This is a genomic window from Phytopseudomonas flavescens (assembly GCF_900100535.1).
In the GTDB taxonomy this organism is placed as follows: Bacteria; Pseudomonadota; Gammaproteobacteria; order Pseudomonadales; family Pseudomonadaceae; genus Aquipseudomonas; species Aquipseudomonas flavescens.
This window is the reverse complement of sequence record NZ_FNDG01000010.1, coordinates 148,989-165,704: the sequence shown is the minus strand read 5'-3', so window position 1 is coordinate 165,704 and position 16,716 is coordinate 148,989. Positions and strand designations below refer to the sequence as shown.

Annotated in this window: 15 protein-coding genes; 6 read left to right on the top strand and 9 right to left on the bottom strand. The window is 64.6% G+C overall.

Annotated elements, in window-relative coordinates; all coding sequences use genetic code 11:
- Positions 1–164: 164 nt before the first annotated feature.
- Both BLR94_RS14840 and BLR94_RS14835 read right to left on the bottom strand, forming a co-directional pair.
- A complete protein-coding gene (locus BLR94_RS14840) occupies positions 165–860 on the bottom strand; it encodes a tRNA (adenine(22)-N(1))-methyltransferase (RefSeq protein ID WP_279615861.1) in 696 nt (231 codons plus the stop codon).
- A 240-nt stretch (positions 861–1,100) separates the two neighbouring features.
- The gene (locus tag BLR94_RS14835; RefSeq protein ID WP_084306819.1) at positions 1,101–1,688 is read right to left on the bottom strand and encodes a TetR/AcrR family transcriptional regulator; all 588 of its coding nucleotides are present in this window, start codon (positions 1,686–1,688) and stop codon (positions 1,101–1,103) included.
- A 129-nt stretch (positions 1,689–1,817) separates the two neighbouring features.
- Here BLR94_RS14835 and BLR94_RS14830 point away from each other — a divergent pair, with 129 nt between their 5' ends.
- Positions 1,818–3,047: an MFS transporter gene (locus tag BLR94_RS14830; protein WP_084306817.1), complete on the top strand. Its 1,230-nt coding sequence runs from the start codon at positions 1,818–1,820 to the stop codon at positions 3,045–3,047.
- Here BLR94_RS14830 and BLR94_RS14825 read toward each other — a convergent pair.
- Positions 2,993–3,454 (bottom strand): GNAT family N-acetyltransferase, encoded by a 462-nt coding sequence (locus BLR94_RS14825; RefSeq protein WP_244158181.1) that lies wholly within the window; start codon positions 3,452–3,454, stop codon positions 2,993–2,995. The two genes, BLR94_RS14830 and BLR94_RS14825, sit on opposite strands and share 55 nt — an antisense overlap.
- A gap of 29 nt (positions 3,455–3,483) precedes the next feature.
- Complete coding sequence (locus BLR94_RS14820) at positions 3,484–3,924, bottom strand: rhodanese-like domain-containing protein (RefSeq protein ID WP_084306813.1); 441 nt, start codon at positions 3,922–3,924, stop codon at positions 3,484–3,486.
- A gap of 96 nt (positions 3,925–4,020) precedes the next feature.
- Between BLR94_RS14820 and ftrA the strand changes: the two genes are divergently transcribed.
- On the top strand, positions 4,021–4,995 hold the full coding sequence (ftrA, locus tag BLR94_RS14815; RefSeq protein WP_084306811.1) for a transcriptional regulator FtrA: 975 nt from the start codon (positions 4,021–4,023) through the stop codon (positions 4,993–4,995).
- A 157-nt stretch (positions 4,996–5,152) separates the two neighbouring features.
- Here ftrA and BLR94_RS14810 read toward each other — a convergent pair whose 3' ends face one another.
- The 3 genes from BLR94_RS14810 to BLR94_RS27205 all read right to left on the bottom strand — a co-directional run bounded on the left by BLR94_RS14810 (position 5,153) and on the right by BLR94_RS27205 (position 6,861).
- Positions 5,153–5,452 (bottom strand): hypothetical protein, encoded by a 300-nt coding sequence (locus BLR94_RS14810; protein WP_084306809.1) that lies wholly within the window; start codon positions 5,450–5,452, stop codon positions 5,153–5,155.
- Positions 5,453–5,503: 51 nt separating this feature from the next.
- Positions 5,504–6,508: a TerC family protein gene (locus tag BLR94_RS14805; protein ID WP_084306807.1), complete on the bottom strand. Its 1,005-nt coding sequence runs from the start codon at positions 6,506–6,508 to the stop codon at positions 5,504–5,506.
- Positions 6,509–6,717: 209 nt separating this feature from the next.
- Positions 6,718–6,861 carry a hypothetical protein gene (locus BLR94_RS27205; RefSeq protein WP_244158179.1) on the bottom strand — a complete coding sequence of 48 codons (144 nt, stop codon included), beginning with the start codon at positions 6,859–6,861 and terminating at the stop codon, positions 6,718–6,720.
- Between the two features lie 467 nt (positions 6,862–7,328).
- Between BLR94_RS27205 and BLR94_RS14800 the strand changes: the two genes are divergently transcribed.
- Entirely contained in the window at positions 7,329–10,334 is a 3,006-nt protein-coding gene (locus tag BLR94_RS14800; RefSeq protein ID WP_090423717.1) for a PAS domain-containing hybrid sensor histidine kinase/response regulator, read from the top strand.
- 35 nt (positions 10,335–10,369) lie between these two features.
- Here BLR94_RS14800 and BLR94_RS14795 read toward each other — a convergent pair whose 3' ends face one another.
- The gene (locus BLR94_RS14795; protein ID WP_084306805.1) at positions 10,370–10,852 is read right to left on the bottom strand and encodes an OsmC family protein; all 483 of its coding nucleotides are present in this window, start codon (positions 10,850–10,852) and stop codon (positions 10,370–10,372) included.
- Between the two features lie 63 nt (positions 10,853–10,915).
- Entirely contained in the window at positions 10,916–12,094 is a 1,179-nt protein-coding gene (locus BLR94_RS14790; RefSeq protein ID WP_084306803.1) for an MFS transporter, read from the bottom strand.
- Positions 12,095–12,670: 576 nt separating this feature from the next.
- On the opposite strand from BLR94_RS14790, the gene BLR94_RS14785 reads away from it, so the two are divergent.
- From BLR94_RS14785 to BLR94_RS14775, 3 genes are read left to right on the top strand one after another with little or no spacing between them, the layout of a single operon-like run.
- The gene (locus tag BLR94_RS14785) at positions 12,671–13,390 is read left to right on the top strand and encodes a gluconate 2-dehydrogenase subunit 3 family protein (protein ID WP_084306801.1); all 720 of its coding nucleotides are present in this window, start codon (positions 12,671–12,673) and stop codon (positions 13,388–13,390) included.
- A 39-nt stretch (positions 13,391–13,429) separates the two neighbouring features.
- Positions 13,430–15,199 carry a GMC family oxidoreductase gene (locus BLR94_RS14780; RefSeq protein WP_084306799.1) on the top strand — a complete coding sequence of 590 codons (1,770 nt, stop codon included), beginning with the start codon at positions 13,430–13,432 and terminating at the stop codon, positions 15,197–15,199.
- Positions 15,200–15,210: 11 nt separating this feature from the next.
- A complete protein-coding gene (locus BLR94_RS14775; protein WP_084306797.1) occupies positions 15,211–16,581 on the top strand; it encodes a c-type cytochrome in 1,371 nt (456 codons plus the stop codon).
- The last annotated feature ends 135 nt before the right edge of the window (positions 16,582–16,716 follow it).

The following is a 16,716-nucleotide window of genomic DNA, read 5'->3' as shown; positions in this document are numbered from 1 at the left end:
GGCAGGGCCTCGCCGGGTGGCTCGGGATGCCGATCCCAGGCTACTCGCAACGGTGCATTTCGGCCCGGTAGCCCGTGGTTGAGCGCCGCGCGACCTGTCGATCGTCGTCCCGGGTATTGCTGCGCTCAAGACAGGCTGGCTGGCGAATCTCTTTCCGGCGCGGCTCACGCGAGCAGCTCGGTGATCCATCGGACCTGCTGGGCGAGCGGCCGTACCGTCTCATCGGCCACGCGCTGCCGTGCCTGGCCCAAGTTGGCCAGTGTCTGCCGCTTCAACTGCAACAGGCGTTGCCACTTGGCCAGGAAGACGGGACTGCGCTCGCGCAGTTGCAGGGGACCGAAGTACAGCTCCTTGGCGCTGTACGAAACCGGCCCGGTACGCTCGGCGACGATGATTTCGTAGTAGAAGCGGTGTTCCCGCAGCAGGTCTTCGTGGAGGATGCGGTAGCCATTGTCCATCAGCCATTGGCGCAGCGGCTGCTCGCCGCCGTTGGGCTGCAGGATCAGGCGCTCCTCGCCGCTCAGACGGTTCTTGTCGCGTTCGAGAATGTCGCGGATGGTCTCACCGCCCATGCCGCAGAGGCTGACCACCGTGATGCCGTCTGCCGGCTCGATCGCCGCCAACCCACTGGCCAAGCGCACGCTGATGCGCGCGCCCAGATGGTTTTCGTCCACGGTGCGCTCGGCAGCCAGAAACGGTGTCATGGCCACCTCGCCAGCCACCGCGGCGTCGATGACGCCACGGTTCATCAGCGCCACGGGCAGATAGCCGTGGTCCGAGCCGATATCGGCCAGCCGCGCGCCGACCGGCACATGGACCGCCACGCGTTCGAGACGCTCGGACAAGCTTCGCTCGTTCAACTCCAACCTCTTTTCACCACGGCAGCCAGGCAGGTTGCGCCGCTTCGGCGCGCGATTCTGTCGGGCAACGGCGCACATGGCAAATCCCGACGACGCGCATCGTGGTGGATTGCCTGCGCCCGTAGCGCGGGTGAGCGAAGCGATACATCCATTCACCAGGAACGGAATAAGGCAGTGAGGCCTCAAGAGCCGTGAAGACGTTGTGCTGCCTGCTCACGTCGCCGTTTGCGCCGGTGGCCACTAGCGCTCGACGAGCAGGCCCCTGAGCAGAAGCTCCAGAGCGGCCAGGCTCCATGCCAGGCGGGCACTGCCGTCTTCGTCGCTGGCTATCCAGAAGGCAGCCTCCGCCAGGCTGCCATTGATCAGCAGTGCCAATGCCTGCGGATCGGCGTCGGCGACGATGCCCTGCTGGATAAGCCCCACGATCAGTTGCTGCAGGGAATGGATGCAGTGCTGCTGCGAATCGGGCGTGGCGCCGCCGAGCACCGCACGCGCATCACGCAGAACGATGCGTTGGATTTCAGGCTCCAGGGCCATTTGCAGATAGGCCCGGCAGCGATCGCGAAACCCCGCCCATGCATCTGCGCTGCTACCGGAAATGGCCTGCAGGCGGGCATCCATCTCGGCGTCGATCTGCGCCACTACGGCGGCCAGCAACCCCTGCTTGTCGCCGAAATGATGGTAGAGCGCTCCGCGGGTAAGACCTGCTTGCGCGGTCAGCTCATCCATCGAGGTCTCGGCATAACCGCGTTCGCAGAACACCCTGCGGGCAGTGACCAGCAAGGCTGAACGGGTTTTCTCCATTTCGGCACGGGTGCGGCGAGCCATCGGTTTTCTCCTCATGGGGCAAGCAGGCCATTATTTACATACGAAGCGTATGAATCTATGATTTTATACATACCTTACGTATGTAAATATCTGCTGGCCCGGCTGGTGCCCCTGCAAGAGGAGAATGAAATGGCCAATCCCTACCTGGAACTATTCGCTGCGCCGGGCTCGAAAGGCTTCGTGCTGGCCGGGCTGGTGGCCCGGATACCCTTGCCGATGACGGGCATCGGCATCATCACCATGCTGGCTCAGTTGCGCGGTAGCTACGCGCTGGCCGGCGCGGTAGCGGCCTCTTTCGTGTTGGCCTATGCGCTGCTGTCGCCGCAGATTTCGCGTCTGGTCGATCGCCACGGCCAGTCCCGGGTATTGTCCGGTGCCGCTGCAACATGCATTGCCGGTCTGGCGCTGTTACTGGTCGCCACCTGGCTGCAGATGCACGATGCCGTGCTGTTCATCGGGGCACTGATGGCGGGCGCCATGCCCAGCATCTCGGCGATGATCCGTGCCCGTTGGACGGCCATTTACCGTGGCCAGGCGCAATTGCAGACAGCCTTTTCTCTGGAGACCGTGCTCGACGAGGTAACCTTCGTGGTCGGCCCGCCCTTGTCCATAGGGCTGAGCGTGGCGGTGTTTCCTCAGGCAGGCTTGATGGCCGGGATCCTGCTGCTGGGCATTGGCGTGTTCGCGCTGGTCGTGCAGCGCGCGAGCGAGCCGCCCAGCAAGACGGGAGACACTGCCGATGCTCGCTCGAGCGCGGTGATTCATCTGCCTGACGTACGTCTTTTGACGTTGCTGATGGTAGGCCTGGGGGTCATCGTCGGTACCGTGGATATCGTCAGCGTGGCCTTCGCCGATCAGGCGGGTAACCCGGCAGCGGCGAGTCTGGTGCTGTCGGCCTACGCAGTGGGTTCCTGCCTGGCAGGTCTGTTGTTCGGAGCCCTCAGGTCAAGCACGCCGATGCACCGCCTGCTTTTTATCGGTGGCTCCGCCACCGCGCTCACCACCCTGCCTCTGCTGCTGGTCGACAGCATCCCGACATTGGCTGCCAGCGTTTTCGTCGCGGGTCTGTTCTTCGCGCCCACGATGATCGTAGCCATGTCCCTGATCGAACGCGCCGTGCCGGAAAGCCAGCTCACTGAAGGGATGACCTGGCTGCTGGCCGGATTGAACGTCGGCGTGGCCGCAGGCGCCTTCGCCTCGGGTCAGGTGGTAGACCTGACGCAGGCTTCTGCGGGTTTCGGCGTGGCACTGTGCGGCGCCGCAGTCGTGTTTCTGAGCGCACTCCTGGCTTACCGGCGCGTCGCTCAGGCGTCACTCGCCAGAGCCAGTTGTTCGAGTTCAGGCACGCCCATCCGGTAGCCCGTCCATTTGCTGTCAGGCCTGCCGCCCAGTCGCTGGTAGAAGGCTTCGGCACGGCCGTTACCCGTCAGGACATCCCACTTCAAACGTCCGGCGCCGATGCTCAGTGCGAAGCGAGAGACCTGTTGCAGCAGGGCCTTGCCCAGGCCGCTGCCGCGCTGCCCCTCGGCGACGTACAGCTCCTTCAACAGCAGCGTGGGACGCAGATCGAAGGTAAAGGCAATTTCCAGCACCACGGCGTACCCCAGCAGTTGCCCCTGCTGTTCGGCGACGAACACCTGGCACTGCGGGTCGGCCCCGAAGGCACGGACCAACAAGGCGGGCTCATCGACACGAAACTCATCGATGTAGCCCTCGAAAACCGCCAGGGCACGCATCAGTTCGAGCAGCGGCGGAACGTCGGCCACCCTGGCCGGACGTACTCTGCAGCCTTCGTTCAACATGCGCAGGAGATGGCGCCGGCATTGCCGCTGCGCTCGGGGTGAGTCCCCGCCAGCGGCAACCCTTCGTCGAGCCAGCCGGTGACGCCGCCGATCATTTCCTTGACGGCATACCCCAGGCTCGCCAGACGCACCGCGGCACGGTGCACGCCGTTGCAGTGGGGGCCGGCGCAGTACACGACGAACAACGTCTCGGCGGGAAAATCAGCCATCCGCTCGGCCGTGATCTGGCGGCTGGGAATATTGATAGCGCCAGGGACATGGCTGCTGGCGAATGCCTGTGGGCTGCGTACGTCGACCAGCAGGTAATCCACCTCACCGGCCTGCTGGCTGTGGTGGACGTCGGAACAGTCGGTTTCGACACTCAGACGGCGGCTGAAATGCGCGAGCGCCAAGGCTGGTTCGGCGGCAGGCGTTTCACTGACGAGGCTGGACATGCTGATTACTCGATGGTGGAAAGAGCCACCACTGTAGAGATGCCGCGAACAGCGCTACAGTGGCGAACTCGACATCGACTGGTAGTTTTCCGCCAAATGCATGAAGCCCCCCCTGGTCTGGTCGCCGTTCTCGCCTATGACGGCCTGTGCACGTTCGAATTCGGCATAGCCGTGGAGGTCTTCGGCCTGCCTCGCCCCGAGTTCGATTTCACCTGGTACCGCCACTGCATCGTCGCCGTGGACAATGGCCCGATGCGAGCACTGGGCGGTATTCAGGTCACCGCCGATGCCGGCCTCGAGGCGCTGAACGATGCGCGCACGATCATCGTTCCCGGCTGGCGTAGCCGTGACGAGCCACCACCGCCCGCACTGCTGCAAGCGCTGCGAGCCGCACACGCACGAGGAGCCCGACTGCTGTCGATCTGTTCCGGGGTCTTCGTGCTGGCCGCAGCCGGGCTACTGGACGGCAAGCGTGCCACCACCCACTGGCGCTACACCGATGAACTCGCACGGCGCTTCCCCGCCATCGACGTCGATGCCTCGGTGCTCTATGTGGACAGCGGACAGGTGATCACATCCGCGGGCAGCGCCGCGGGTATCGATGCATGCCTGCATCTGGTCGAGCGCGATTACGGCGCTCACATCGCCAACTCGGTGGCACGCCGCCTGGTGATGGCGCCGCAGCGCTCGGGTGGACAGGCGCAATTCATTCCCGCGCCGGTCGCGCAGGCGCCCAGGGACGATCTCTCTGCAGTGCTGGAATGGGCACGGCAGCATTTGCACGAGCCCCTCTCGATCAAGCAATTGGCGAACAGAGCCCTGATGAGTGAACGTACCTTCCTGCGCCGTTTCAGCGAAGCCACCGGCCTGTCACCCAAGAGCTGGCTGCAGCACATGCGCATGGCACAGGCCCGAGCACTTCTGGAGAGCACCAGCCTGAACAGCGAGCAGATCGCTGAGCGCTGTGGCTTCAGTTCGGTGGAGAGCTTTCGGGTAGCGTTTCGAAAGGTGGTCGGCCTGGCGCCTTCGTTCTATCGGGAACGCTTTGGACAGCGCCAAGGCCACGCGTGAAGCGGCTGCAGAACCGCGCAACGGGTGCAGTGATAAAGCGCTGCGCCTGTGCCCTGGCACAGCGAGAAAGCAACAGGGCAAGCGACCATTCTTACCCTTGGGTGGATGGCAGCCCTTGCCCTGTTGCGGTTTTACCAGCATGACAATGGAGCCCAACTCAGGTCTCGACGCCCTCCTTGAAGGAAGGCGACGGCCTCTCGGCTTCGCGTTCGGGTTGGTTCTTGCCCGCTTCGTCTTCAGGTTGGCCGAGCAGTTCGCTGGTGGATTTCTGCACCTGGTCGATCTGCTCGTTGAAGGCGTTGAGGGTGTCGCTGAGCGCTTCGCGGGCGATGTCCTGCACGGCCTGCTCGGCCTTGTCGGTGAGTTTCTGCGCCGACTCTTCGGCGACATCGCAACCCGCCGTGGTCAGGCCGATCACGGCTACCAGCGCCAGCGCAGCGATGGGTGATGGATTCATGGGGCATCTCCAGAGCGGATGAAGGCCCCGGCACGCCGGGGCACAAGAGCGTTACTGAGGGGGCGTTTCGGCTTCGACGGCTGGCGGGTCGTTGCGGGTTTTCCACAGCGACAGCAGCACGCCACCGATCAGCAGGCCGAGCGTGACGCTCAGCGAGACCACCGGCGGGGTCTTGCCGATGATGCCGACCAGGAAGATCTTGCCGCCGATGAATACCAGCACCAGAGCCAGGGCGTACTTGAGGTAGGCGAAGCGATGGATCATCGCTGCCAGGGCGAAGTACAGCGCGCGCAGCCCCAGGATCGCGAAGATGTTCGAGGTATAGACGATGAACGGGTCCTGGGTGATGGCGAAGATCGCCGGCACGCTGTCGATCGCGAACACCAGGTCGGCACACTCGATCAGCACCAGCGCCAGGAACAGCGGCGTGGCCCAACGCACCATACGGCCCTTCTCATCCGGCTGACGCACGAAGAAGCGGCCCTCGTGCAGGCGGTCGGTGACCCGCATGCGCTTGCGCACGAACTTGATCAGCTTGTTCTCGGACAGGTCCGGGTGATCGTCGACCTTGCTGAACAGCATCTTCACGCCGGTCAGCAGCAGGAAGGCGCCGAACAGGTAGAGAATCCAGCTGAACTCGGCGATCAATGCGGCGCCCAGGCCGATCATGATCGCGCGCAGCACGATCACCCCGAGGATGCCCCAGAACAGCACCTCGTGCTGGTACTTACGCGGGATGGCCAGGAAGCTGAAGATCATCGCCATGAGAAACACGTTGTCCATGGACAGCGATTTCTCGATCAGGAAACCGGTATAGAAATCCACACCGGAGGTGGCGCCCTTCATGTGCCAGACCCACAGGCCGAACAGCAGGCCGGCAGTGATGTAGCCGGCGGACAGCAGCAGGCTTTCCTTGACGCCGATTTCGCGGTGCTCACGGTGAAGCACCCCGAGGTCGAAGACCAGCAGGCTGATGACGATGGTGATGAAGATGAGCCACAACCAGGTGGCGGTGCCGAGGAATTCGGCCAGCAGGAACGGTTCCAGGGTGCTCATAAGCCCCTCCTAAGTCAGAGTTGTACAAACTGCAACTCCGACATGGCAGCTGTTCAGCTGTCAGAGGGGCCCGGTGCCGCCGCGCCAATTTATCAGGCGCGACGACGCACTCAAGTGCCGACTCATTGCAAATTATCTCAGGCGCGCGGGCAGCGAAGCACGCCTGGTATGGCGAATCAGGACTGCTTGCGATACGGCACCAGGCGGGATCAGTCCGCGATGGCGTTCAACTCTGCCGATGTCTCGTCCGACAGCTGCAGCTCGGCCACTGCGGGGTTTTCACGCCGATGGGTGACCGATGAGGTCCCGGGAATCAGCAGGATGTTCGCGCAACGACGCAGCAGCCTGTGCATGCGCGAACGCTCTTCGCCAGGGCGGCCGGCCAACGCAGCCGGGCAGCCTGCGTGGCGCGCTCCGAGCGGCCCTGATACCTGCTCAGCCTGAAGAACCAATCGGGTCGAGCCCATAAAAGCCCAACAGATTTCCTATCCAACGAATGATGCCGCAGCTCGGTCCTCTCGGATCTGTGGTGGCGACAGCAAGTTTCCGGCACGTAAATCAGCAATAAGGATCAGTATGAGGCGTGATTTTTAGGCTGTAATAGCACTTCTAGGAACATAGGCGAGGCAGTCAGCGCGAGACCTAGGCGGCCCCACCAGAACGGGCGAAAAAACGGAGCTTGCGAGCTGTAAATGAGCCTGTTGACTGGGCTCGCACACGCGCCTGTTTTCAACGCTGCGATGACAAGGCAAGTAGTTCTTTAGGTGCCCTGATGGGCTTTGCGTCGGCGCGACAAGACCACCGTTCAATGCATGGGTAAGTGGGGGCCATTCTGAAAAACCTGAGCCGTGAAGAACTGCAAGCAGAAGTGCTGAGGCTGCGTACCATCCTCGAAACAGCGGGCATCGATCCGACAGGGGCGGATGCACAGCCCGCCCTGCAGCAACGCTTCGCCCCCGAAACGGCGCCTGGCCACTCCTGCCCAGGGGTTGACACCTCCCGGCAGACCAACCCGCTGGACCAGGCCAGAAAGGCAGCGAGACAGCGCGCGGTGTTCGAGAGCGCCATCGACTTCGCCATCGTGCTGACCGACCCGGCCGGGTTCATCACCGACTGGAACCAGGGCGCGACGCACATCATGGGCTGGACTCTGGAGGAAATGCGCGGCCAGGACGCCGGGATTTTCTTCACGCCCGAAGACCGCGCCAAGGGCAGGGTCGAGCACGAGATGCACTGTGCCCGGCAATACGGGCGGGCAGCTGACGAGCGCTGGCACCTGCGCAAGGGCGGGCAGCGTTTCTGGGCCTCGGGCGAGCTGCTGCCCCTCTACGACGAGGGTGACGTGCATCTCGGCTTCATGAAGATCCTCCGCGACCGCACCACCGAGCACCTGGCAGGCCAGACGGTAGAAGAGACCAAGGAGCGTTATCGGCTCGCCGCCAGGGCGACCAATGACGCCGTCTGGGACTGGGATCTGGCCGCCAACCACGTGCTCTGGAACGAAGCGCTGGAAGACGCCTATGGCTACACGCTGACCGGCGTCGAAAGCAGCGGCGACTGGTGGATGGCCCGCATCCACCCGGATGACAGGCCGCGTATCGAGGCAGCGCTGCATGCCGTCATCGATGGCGACGGCACGGACTGGAGCGACGGCTATCGCTTCCAGCGCCAGGACGGCAGCTACGCCGACGTGCTCGATCGTGGCCACGTGATCCGCAATGCCGACGGCGCCGCCGTGCGCATGATCGGCGCCATGCTCGACCTCACCAGGATGCACAGGGCCGAGATCGCCCTGCGCAAAAGCGAAGAGCGCTTCCGAACCATCCTCGACACCATCGAAGCGGCCTTCGCCATCGTCCAAGTCAAGTTCGATGCCGATGACCGCCCCGTGGACTACCGCTTCATCGAGGTCAACCCGGCGTTCGAGCGGCAGGCCGGAGTCGATCTGCGCGGCAAGTGGGTCACCGAATACGCGCCGGATCTGGAACAGTTCTGGTTCGACATGTACGGCCACGTCGCCACAACCGGCGAGCCGACCAATTTCGAAAACTATGCCAAGGCGTTCGAGCGCTGGTTCGACGTGCGAGCGGTACGGGTCGGCGAGCCCGACGAGAGAACCATCGGCATCTTCTTCAACGACGTCACCGAGCGGCGTAATGCTCAGGAAAACCTGCGCATCAGCGAAGCCATCGCCCGCGAGAACGTCGAACGCGTGCAACTGGCACTCGCCGCCGGTGCGATCATCGGCACCTGGCACTGGGATCTGCAGGCCGACCGCTTCACGGTCGACGAAGCCTTCACCGTCGCGTTCGGCCTCGACCCGAGCATAGGCCGTGAAGGCCTGGACCTCGAGCAGGTGATCGCCACCGTGCATCCCGATGACCGCGACGCAATGATCGCCGCGGTCGACGAGGCGACCCGCCGCGGGGGAGCCTATGTGCATCAATATCGGGTCAGACGCGCAGACGGCCAGTACTACTGGATCGAGGCCAATGGACGCGTGGACCATGGTGAGGATGGCACGCCATTGCGCTTCCCGGGCGTGCTCATCGACGTCGAGGAGCGGCGTACCGTGGAGGCCGAGCGGGACCGCGCCATCACCGCGCTGCGAGTGCTCAACGAGACCCTGGAACAGCGGGTGGCCGAGCGCACCAACGAGCTGATGCAGGCCGAGGAGAAATTGCGCCAGTCACAGAAGATGGAAGCCGTCGGCCAACTGACCGGCGGCCTCGCGCACGACTTCAACAACCTGCTGGCCGGCATCTCCGGCTCCCTGGAACTGCTTGGCATCCGCGTCGCCCAGGGCCGCCTGAACGATATCGACAAGTTCATGGAGGCCGCTCAGGGCGCCGCCAAGCGCGCCGCGTCCCTGACCCACCGCCTGCTGGCCTTCTCGCGCCGGCAGACGCTGGATCCGCAGGCGACCAACGTGAACAGGCTGGTGACCGGCATGAGCGAGCTGATACAGCGCACGGTCGGCCCCAGCATCGCGCTCGAGACAGTCGGTGCGATCGGCCTGTGGACCGCGCTGGCCGATGCCAGCCAGCTCGAGAACGCGCTTCTCAACCTGTGCATCAACGCCCGTGACGCCATGCCCGACGGCGGTCGCATCACCATCGAGACAGCCAACCGCTGCATCGACCGCGATACCGCGCGCGCCCACGACGTTCCCGAGGGGCAGTACCTCTGCCTCTCCGTGACGGACACCGGCACCGGTATGCCTGCGGACGTCATCGCCAAGGCTTTCGACCCGTTCTTCACCACCAAACCCATCGGCCAGGGCACCGGGCTCGGCCTGTCGATGATCTACGGGTTCGCCAAGCAATCCGGTGGGCAGGTACGCATCCACTCCATGATCGGCCAGGGAACCACCATCAGCATCTACCTGCCGCGCTATCACGGCGACGTCAGCGAAGACAGCAGCGAAACCGTCACCACGTCGGCCTCGCAGCCGGAAACCGGCGAGACGATCCTGGTGGTCGACGATGAGCCGACGGTACGCATGCTGCTGACCGATGTGCTCAGCGATCTCGGCTACACCGTGGTCGAGGCTGCCGACAGTGTCGCGGGGCTGAAGGTGCTGCGCTCCAACGTGCAGATCGACCTGCTGATCACCGACGTCGGCCTGCCGGGCGGCATGAATGGCCGGCAGATGGCCGACGCCGGACGGGACATCCGCCCGCCCCTGAAGACCCTGTTCATCACCGGCTACGCGGAAAACGCCGCCATCGGCAATGGCCACCTGGGGCCCGGCATGCAGGTGCTGACCAAGCCATTCGCGATCGAGGCGCTGGTGTCTCGCGTGCGCGAACTGATGAGCACCTGACCGGCCTGGTCGGCCCGCGCGCGCGGGGTGCCGCCTCAGTTGTCCGGGCTGATCGACAGCTCCGGCTCATGGCTGATCGGGAAGTTCATCGAGCGGGCGATGAAGCACATCTCGTGTGCCTGGTGATGCAGGGCCCTGGCGCGCTCGAGATCGGAACCGGAAGCCAGCACCACCTTCGGCCTCAATACCACCGAGGTGAACTGGCCGGCGCCATCGTCCTGTTCGAGCATGGCGCCCTGGGCATTGTCCTCGTAGGCGGTGACCACGATGCCGGCTCCAGCGCACAAGCCGAGGTACCAGAGCTTGTGGCAGGCGGCCAGGGACGCGACCAGCAACTCTTCCGGGTTCCAGCGCGCCGGATCACCCCGAAAGCTCGGATCGGAAGAGCCGTCGATGGGGCTCTTGCCTTGCGCCTGAATGCTATGCGCTCGGCTGTAACCACGGTAGGAAGAGGTGCCCGTGCCCTGATTACCCGTCCAGGCAACCAGAACGTCATAGGTGTGCAGCTTGTCTGCCATTCGATCTCTCCCGGAACGCGTGCGTGGTTGTCACGATGGCGGGCAGTCTCGGTCCCGAAGCCCTCAAGCGCAAGCGCGCGCCAGCCTGTTCGCCGCCACCGGGCGCACCAGGCTGAGCAATCCCAGCAGTGCCAATCCCGCGCCGACCCACAGTGGAGCACGCAAGCCATGCCCGGCCTCGATCGCCGCACCGCCGGCCCAGCTTCCCAGCGCCAGCCCGGCAGTGATCACCGAGGTGTGCAGGGTGTTGACCAGCGCCCCGGACTCGGCGGCCTTCATCACCCGCGCGACCATCGCCGGGTTGAGCGCCACCCCCGTCAAACCAAGGGCGATGAAACAGCCCAGGTTCAGCCAGAGCAGATCGCCGGCCAGGGCGAAGCCCGTCAAGGCAAGCACCAGCAGGGCCAGGCCCCAGCCCAGCGCGGCGAACGTATGGTGATCGGCAAAACGCCCGACGACCATGTTGCCCAGCAGGTTGGCCACGCCGTAGAGTGCCAGCAGCGGTGCCACCTGTGCCGGGGCGATACCGACCTCGTGGATCAGGATGGGCGCGCAGTAGCTGAATGCCGCGAAGGTGGCACCGATGATCAGCCCGCTGGTGAGGTAGGCGCCCCACAGGCTGCGGTTGTTCAGCGAGGCCAACTGCCGGTTCAGACCCGCCTCGCCACCCGGCGAGCTGGACGGCAGGCGCATGGCGGCCAGAACGGTACAACCGAGTGCAAGCGCCACCACCACCCAGGAGCTGGCACGCCAGCCGTAGTGCTGTTCGACCCAGGCGGTCAGCGGCACGCCAGCGACCGGGGAAAGCATCAGGCCTGCCAGCACTACCGAAATGGCTCTGCCGCGCGCCGCCTGCTCGACCATCGCGGCACACACGGTCATGCACAGGCCGATACAGGCAGCGCTGGCCACCCCCATGATGATCCGCGCCAGCGCCAGTACCGGGTAGTTCGGCGCTGCTGCGGCCAGTGCGCCGGCCGCGACGTAGACGGTCAGCAGCCCGATCAGCGCGTGCTTGTTGCTGATGCCGCGCGAGAGCAGCAGAAGCGTCACCGGCGGGCCACCGAGGGCCATGCCCAGGGCATACAGAGCGATCAGGTTGCCGACCTGCGCCAGGCTGACCGAGAACGCATCGGCCAGGGCAGGCATCATGCCGGCAACCATGAATTCGGCGGTGACCAACGAGAAGATGGTGGCCCCCAGCAGGTAGACGGTGGCGGGCAATCTCGAGCGGCTGGACATAACTACTCGGCGGGGTAAACGGGCTGACACCCTATTCATACTTGAACGAGTGGTCAAATAAATGACCAAACTAGGTGGTGCGAAAATGACCGGTGCAGAGCGGGCGGGAAGCTGCGACAGTGTGCCCGCTTGACACGCCATCGAGAAACTATTTGTTACATTCAGCCTCGACTGTTAGCATCGACCCACCGTGATGAGCAGACGATACCCGAGTATCGCACCCCTCGATGTTGGGCTGGATGATGCCTCTTGCACGCCAGCTGTCCCGATGTGAATGAAGCACAATTAGAGCGGCCGCCAAGGGCTGCCAGCCCTGTTCTGGATACAGCCTGACGTGGAGCAAGCAGATGCGCGCGAGCCGCACTGCCCACAGATTGCCCGCACTGGTCATGGTCTCCGGCCCTAGCCGCAGACCGCCCACGGCAGCCTCCAGAACCTGAAAGCCTTAGCCTACTGCAGTGGAGGCTACGGCTGTCGCCATCCTGTTCGCGCTGGGAGTTGGACCGCACGTGAGGTGCCAGGCCCCTGGCCCTGCAACATCCGGCTTTCTTGTGAGCAGTCATAGGTGGCCTCTACATGTTGTTGTCCAAACCCACTTCGCGAAGGAAGTTTCTGCTTTCCTCGCTGATCGCCCTCCCCGCGCTGGGCGTGACCATCAAAGGCCTCAGCGCAGCCTCCGCTGCCGAGATGATCGCGCCAGCCCTCGACAGCTATACACCGACCTTCTTCAGCGCCACCGAGTGGACCTTCATGATGGCCGCCTGCGACCGTCTGATTCCCCCTGGCGGCAGCGCCCCCGGTGCCCTGGAAACCAACGTCCCGGTATTCATGGACCAGCAGCTGGCGAGCGACCTGGGGAGCGAAATCTACCTCGAAGGCCCCTTCGACCTCGCCGCGCCGGCGACCCTCGGCTACCAGATTCCGTACCTGCCGCAGCAGATCTATCGCAACGGCATCAAGGCCGTGGATGCCTGGTGTGAGCACGCCCACCACGAGCGCTTCGCCCTGCTCGATGCCACCACCCAGGACAGCGTGCTGAAGAAGCTCGAAGCCGGTGAGGTGGACTTCGCGGCCTTCGGCGAAGAGGTGCTCGGCTCCAAGCTGTTCTTCAGCGAAATGCTCTCGCTCTCCCAGCAGGGCTACCTGTCCGACCCGATCTACGGCGGCAACAAGGGCATGAAGGCGTGGATCGCCATCGGCTTTCCGGGCGCCCGTGCCAGCTACCTGGAATGGGTCGCCCAGCACAACGTCAAGTATCCCCTCGGGCCGGTCAGCCTCAACGGCGACCGCGGCTGATTTTCTTTTCGCGCAGCGTTTCAGCAAGCAAGGTTTTTTATGTCAGACATTACCAATGACGACGTCGATGTCGTCGTAGTCGGCCTGGGTTGGACCGGCTCGTTGATGAGCATCGAACTGGCCCAGGCAGGTTTGAAAGTACGCGCCCTGGAGCGTGGGGAAGATCGCAACAATGCCGACTTCGCCTACCCCAAGCCTGCCGACCAGTACGCCTACGCGGTACGCAACAAGGTCATGGTCAGCCCCAAGGATGGCGCCCTGACGGTCCGCCACAACAGCCACGGCACCGCCCTGCCGACGCGCAAGTGGGGCGCCTTCGTGCCCGGCACCGGCGTGGGTGGCTCAGGCCTGCACTGGACCGGCGTACTGATCCGCCCGACGCCGATCGACATCAAGCTCAAGACCTACGCCGACCAGGCCTACGGCAAGGGCATCCTGCAGGACGACATGCGCATCGGCGACTACCCGTTCACCTGGGACGAGATCGAGCCCTACCTCGACAAGTTCGACAAGATCTGCGGGCTGTCGGGCAACACCGGCAACCTGCAGGGCCGCATCATCGAAGGCGGCGACCCGTTCGAAGGCCCGCGCTCCAACCCGTTCCCGCTGCCAGCGCTGGAAGACACCCTCAACAACAAGCTGTTCGCCGACGCCGCGCGCAAGCTCGGCTATCACCCGTTTCCCAACCCGTCGGCCAACGTCTCGCGGGCCTGGACCAACCCCTACGGCAACCAGATCGCGCCGTGCAACTACTGCGGCTACTGCAGCAAGTACCCCTGCCTGAACTACTCCAAGGCTTCGCCGCAGACAGCGGTGATGGATGCCCTCAAGCGCCTCGACAACTTCTCCTACCGCACCCGGGCCAACGTGCTGCGCGTCGAGCTGCACGCCGATGGCAAGACCGCCCGCGGCGTCACCTATGCCGACGAACACGGCAACAGGGTGTTCCAGCCGGCGAAGATCGTCGTGCTGGCCGGCTTCCAGTTCGTCAACGTGCGCCTGATGCTGCTCTCCGGAATCGGCAAGCCCTACGACCCGGTCACCGAGACGGGCACCATCGGCCGCGATTACGCCTACCTCAGCGTCGGCGGCTCGACCCTGTTCTTCAAGGACAAGCAGTTCAATCCGTTCGCCACGGCCGGTGCCACCGGGCAGATGTTCAACGACATCTCGCCGGGCAACTACGACGGCCCTTCGCTGGGTTTCATCGGCGGCGCCAAGATCCACAGCTCGCAGGCCACCGGCACGCCGATCGGCACCGCGCTGCCGGGCGGCACGCCGGCCTGGGGCCAGGGCTGGAAAGACGGCATGAGCGACTGGTACGGCCACTCCATGAAGGTGAGTATTTCCACCGGCTGCATGTCCTACCGCGGCCACTACCTGGACCTCGACCCCACCTACAAGGATCCATGGGGCCAGCCACTGCTGCGCATCACCTTCGACTGGAAGGAGAACGAGCTGAAGCTGCAGCAATACCTGCGCGGCATCGTCCAGAACATCACCCGCGAGCTGGGGCCGGACAGCGTCTCCGAGAGTTTCCTGGCGATGGACTCGCACTGGGACATCACCAAGTACGTGTCCACCCACAACGTGGGCGGCGCGGTCATGGGCGACAACCCGAAAACCAGTGCGCTCAACCGCTACCTGCAGAGCTGGGACGTGCACAACGTCTTCGTACCGGGCGGTAACGCCTTTCCGCAGAACTTCCAGGCCAACCCCACGGCCCTGATCGGTGCACTGACCCTGTTCGCCGCCCAGGCCATCAAGGATCACTACCTGAAGAACCCCGGCCCACTGGTGCAGGCATGAGGAGCGCAGAGATGAAATCCACACCCCGCTTCCTGCTCCTCAAGCTGCTGATCATCGGCCTGCTGCTCGCTGCACTGGCCTGGCTGGCCAGCATCGCCCTGAACCGCTCGGGCGACGCCTCGGCGCAGCTCGGTCAGGCCGTCACCCCGGCATTGATCAGCCAGGGCGAGTACCTGGCACGCGCCGGTGACTGCGTGGCCTGCCATACCAGCCGAGGCGGCAAGGCCTTCGCCGGCGGCCTCGGTATCGAGTCGCCGATCGGCACCATCTACTCCACCAACATCACCCCGGACAAGCAGACCGGGATCGGTGACTGGACCTATGGCGAGTTCGAACGTGCCATTCGCCGCGGCGTTGGCCACGACGGCAGCGCGCTGTACCCGGCGATGCCCTACCCGTCCTACGCGAAAGTCTCGGATGCCGACATGCAGGCGCTGTACGCCTATTTCATGCAGGGCGTGCAGCCAGTGGAACAGGCCAACCAGGCCAACGACATCCCCTGGCCACTGTCGATCCGCTGGCCTCTGGCCTACTGGCGCACGCTGTTCTCGCCAGCGCCGGAAGACGCCGCCGAGGCACTGAAGGCCAGCACCAGCGATGCCGATGCGCAGATCGCCCGCGGTGCCTACCTGGTACAGGGCCTGGGCCACTGCGGCTCCTGCCACACGCCACGGGCGCTGACCATGCAGGAGAAGGGTCTCGATGAAAGCGCCGCCGACTACCTGAGCGGCGCCGAGCTCAACGACTGGGCCGTACCCTCGCTGCACGGCATGCCGCACTGGTCCCAGGACGAAATCGTCGACTACCTGGGTACGGGGCGTAACGCCAAGGCCTCGGTAGCCGGTGAGATGAGCGACGTGGTGGCCAACAGCACCTCGCACATGTCGGACGACGACCTGCACGCCATGGCGGCCTACCTGAAGTCGCTGGCCACCGATAGCCAGGCGAGCAGCGCACCTCAGCCCCAGCCCGACGAGGCGACCACCCGCAAGCTGACGGCGGCCACCGACCTGACCCTTGGCGAGCGTCTGTACCTGGACAACTGTGGCGCCTGCCACTTCGTGACGGGTAACGGTGCGCCCCGGGTTTTCCCACGCCTGGACGGTGCTTCGGTGATCAACGCGAACAACCCCAGCGCCCTGCTGCACGTGATACTCGCCGGTGCGCAAACGCCATCGACGGCACGCGCACCCTCGATCCTGCCGATGCCGGGCTTCGCCGATCGCATGGACGACGCCGAGGTCGCCGAGCTGGCCACCTTCCTGCGCAAGGGCTGGTCGAACGACGCGCCCGCGGTATCCGCCGAGCAGGTCGCCAAGGTGCGTACCTCGCTGGCTGGCGAGCATGTAGGCGGGAAGGAGCTGGCGCCGAGCGACGAGTAGCCACCGAGGTAGCAGCTGCGCGACCCTGGGCTGGCGATGATGGACCGCCAGCCGAGAAGCCCCTGATGCTCGATGAGTGTCAGGGGCTTTTTCTTGCAAGGCTCTGGTCGCCGGAGAGCGCAGAGATGAACGCGA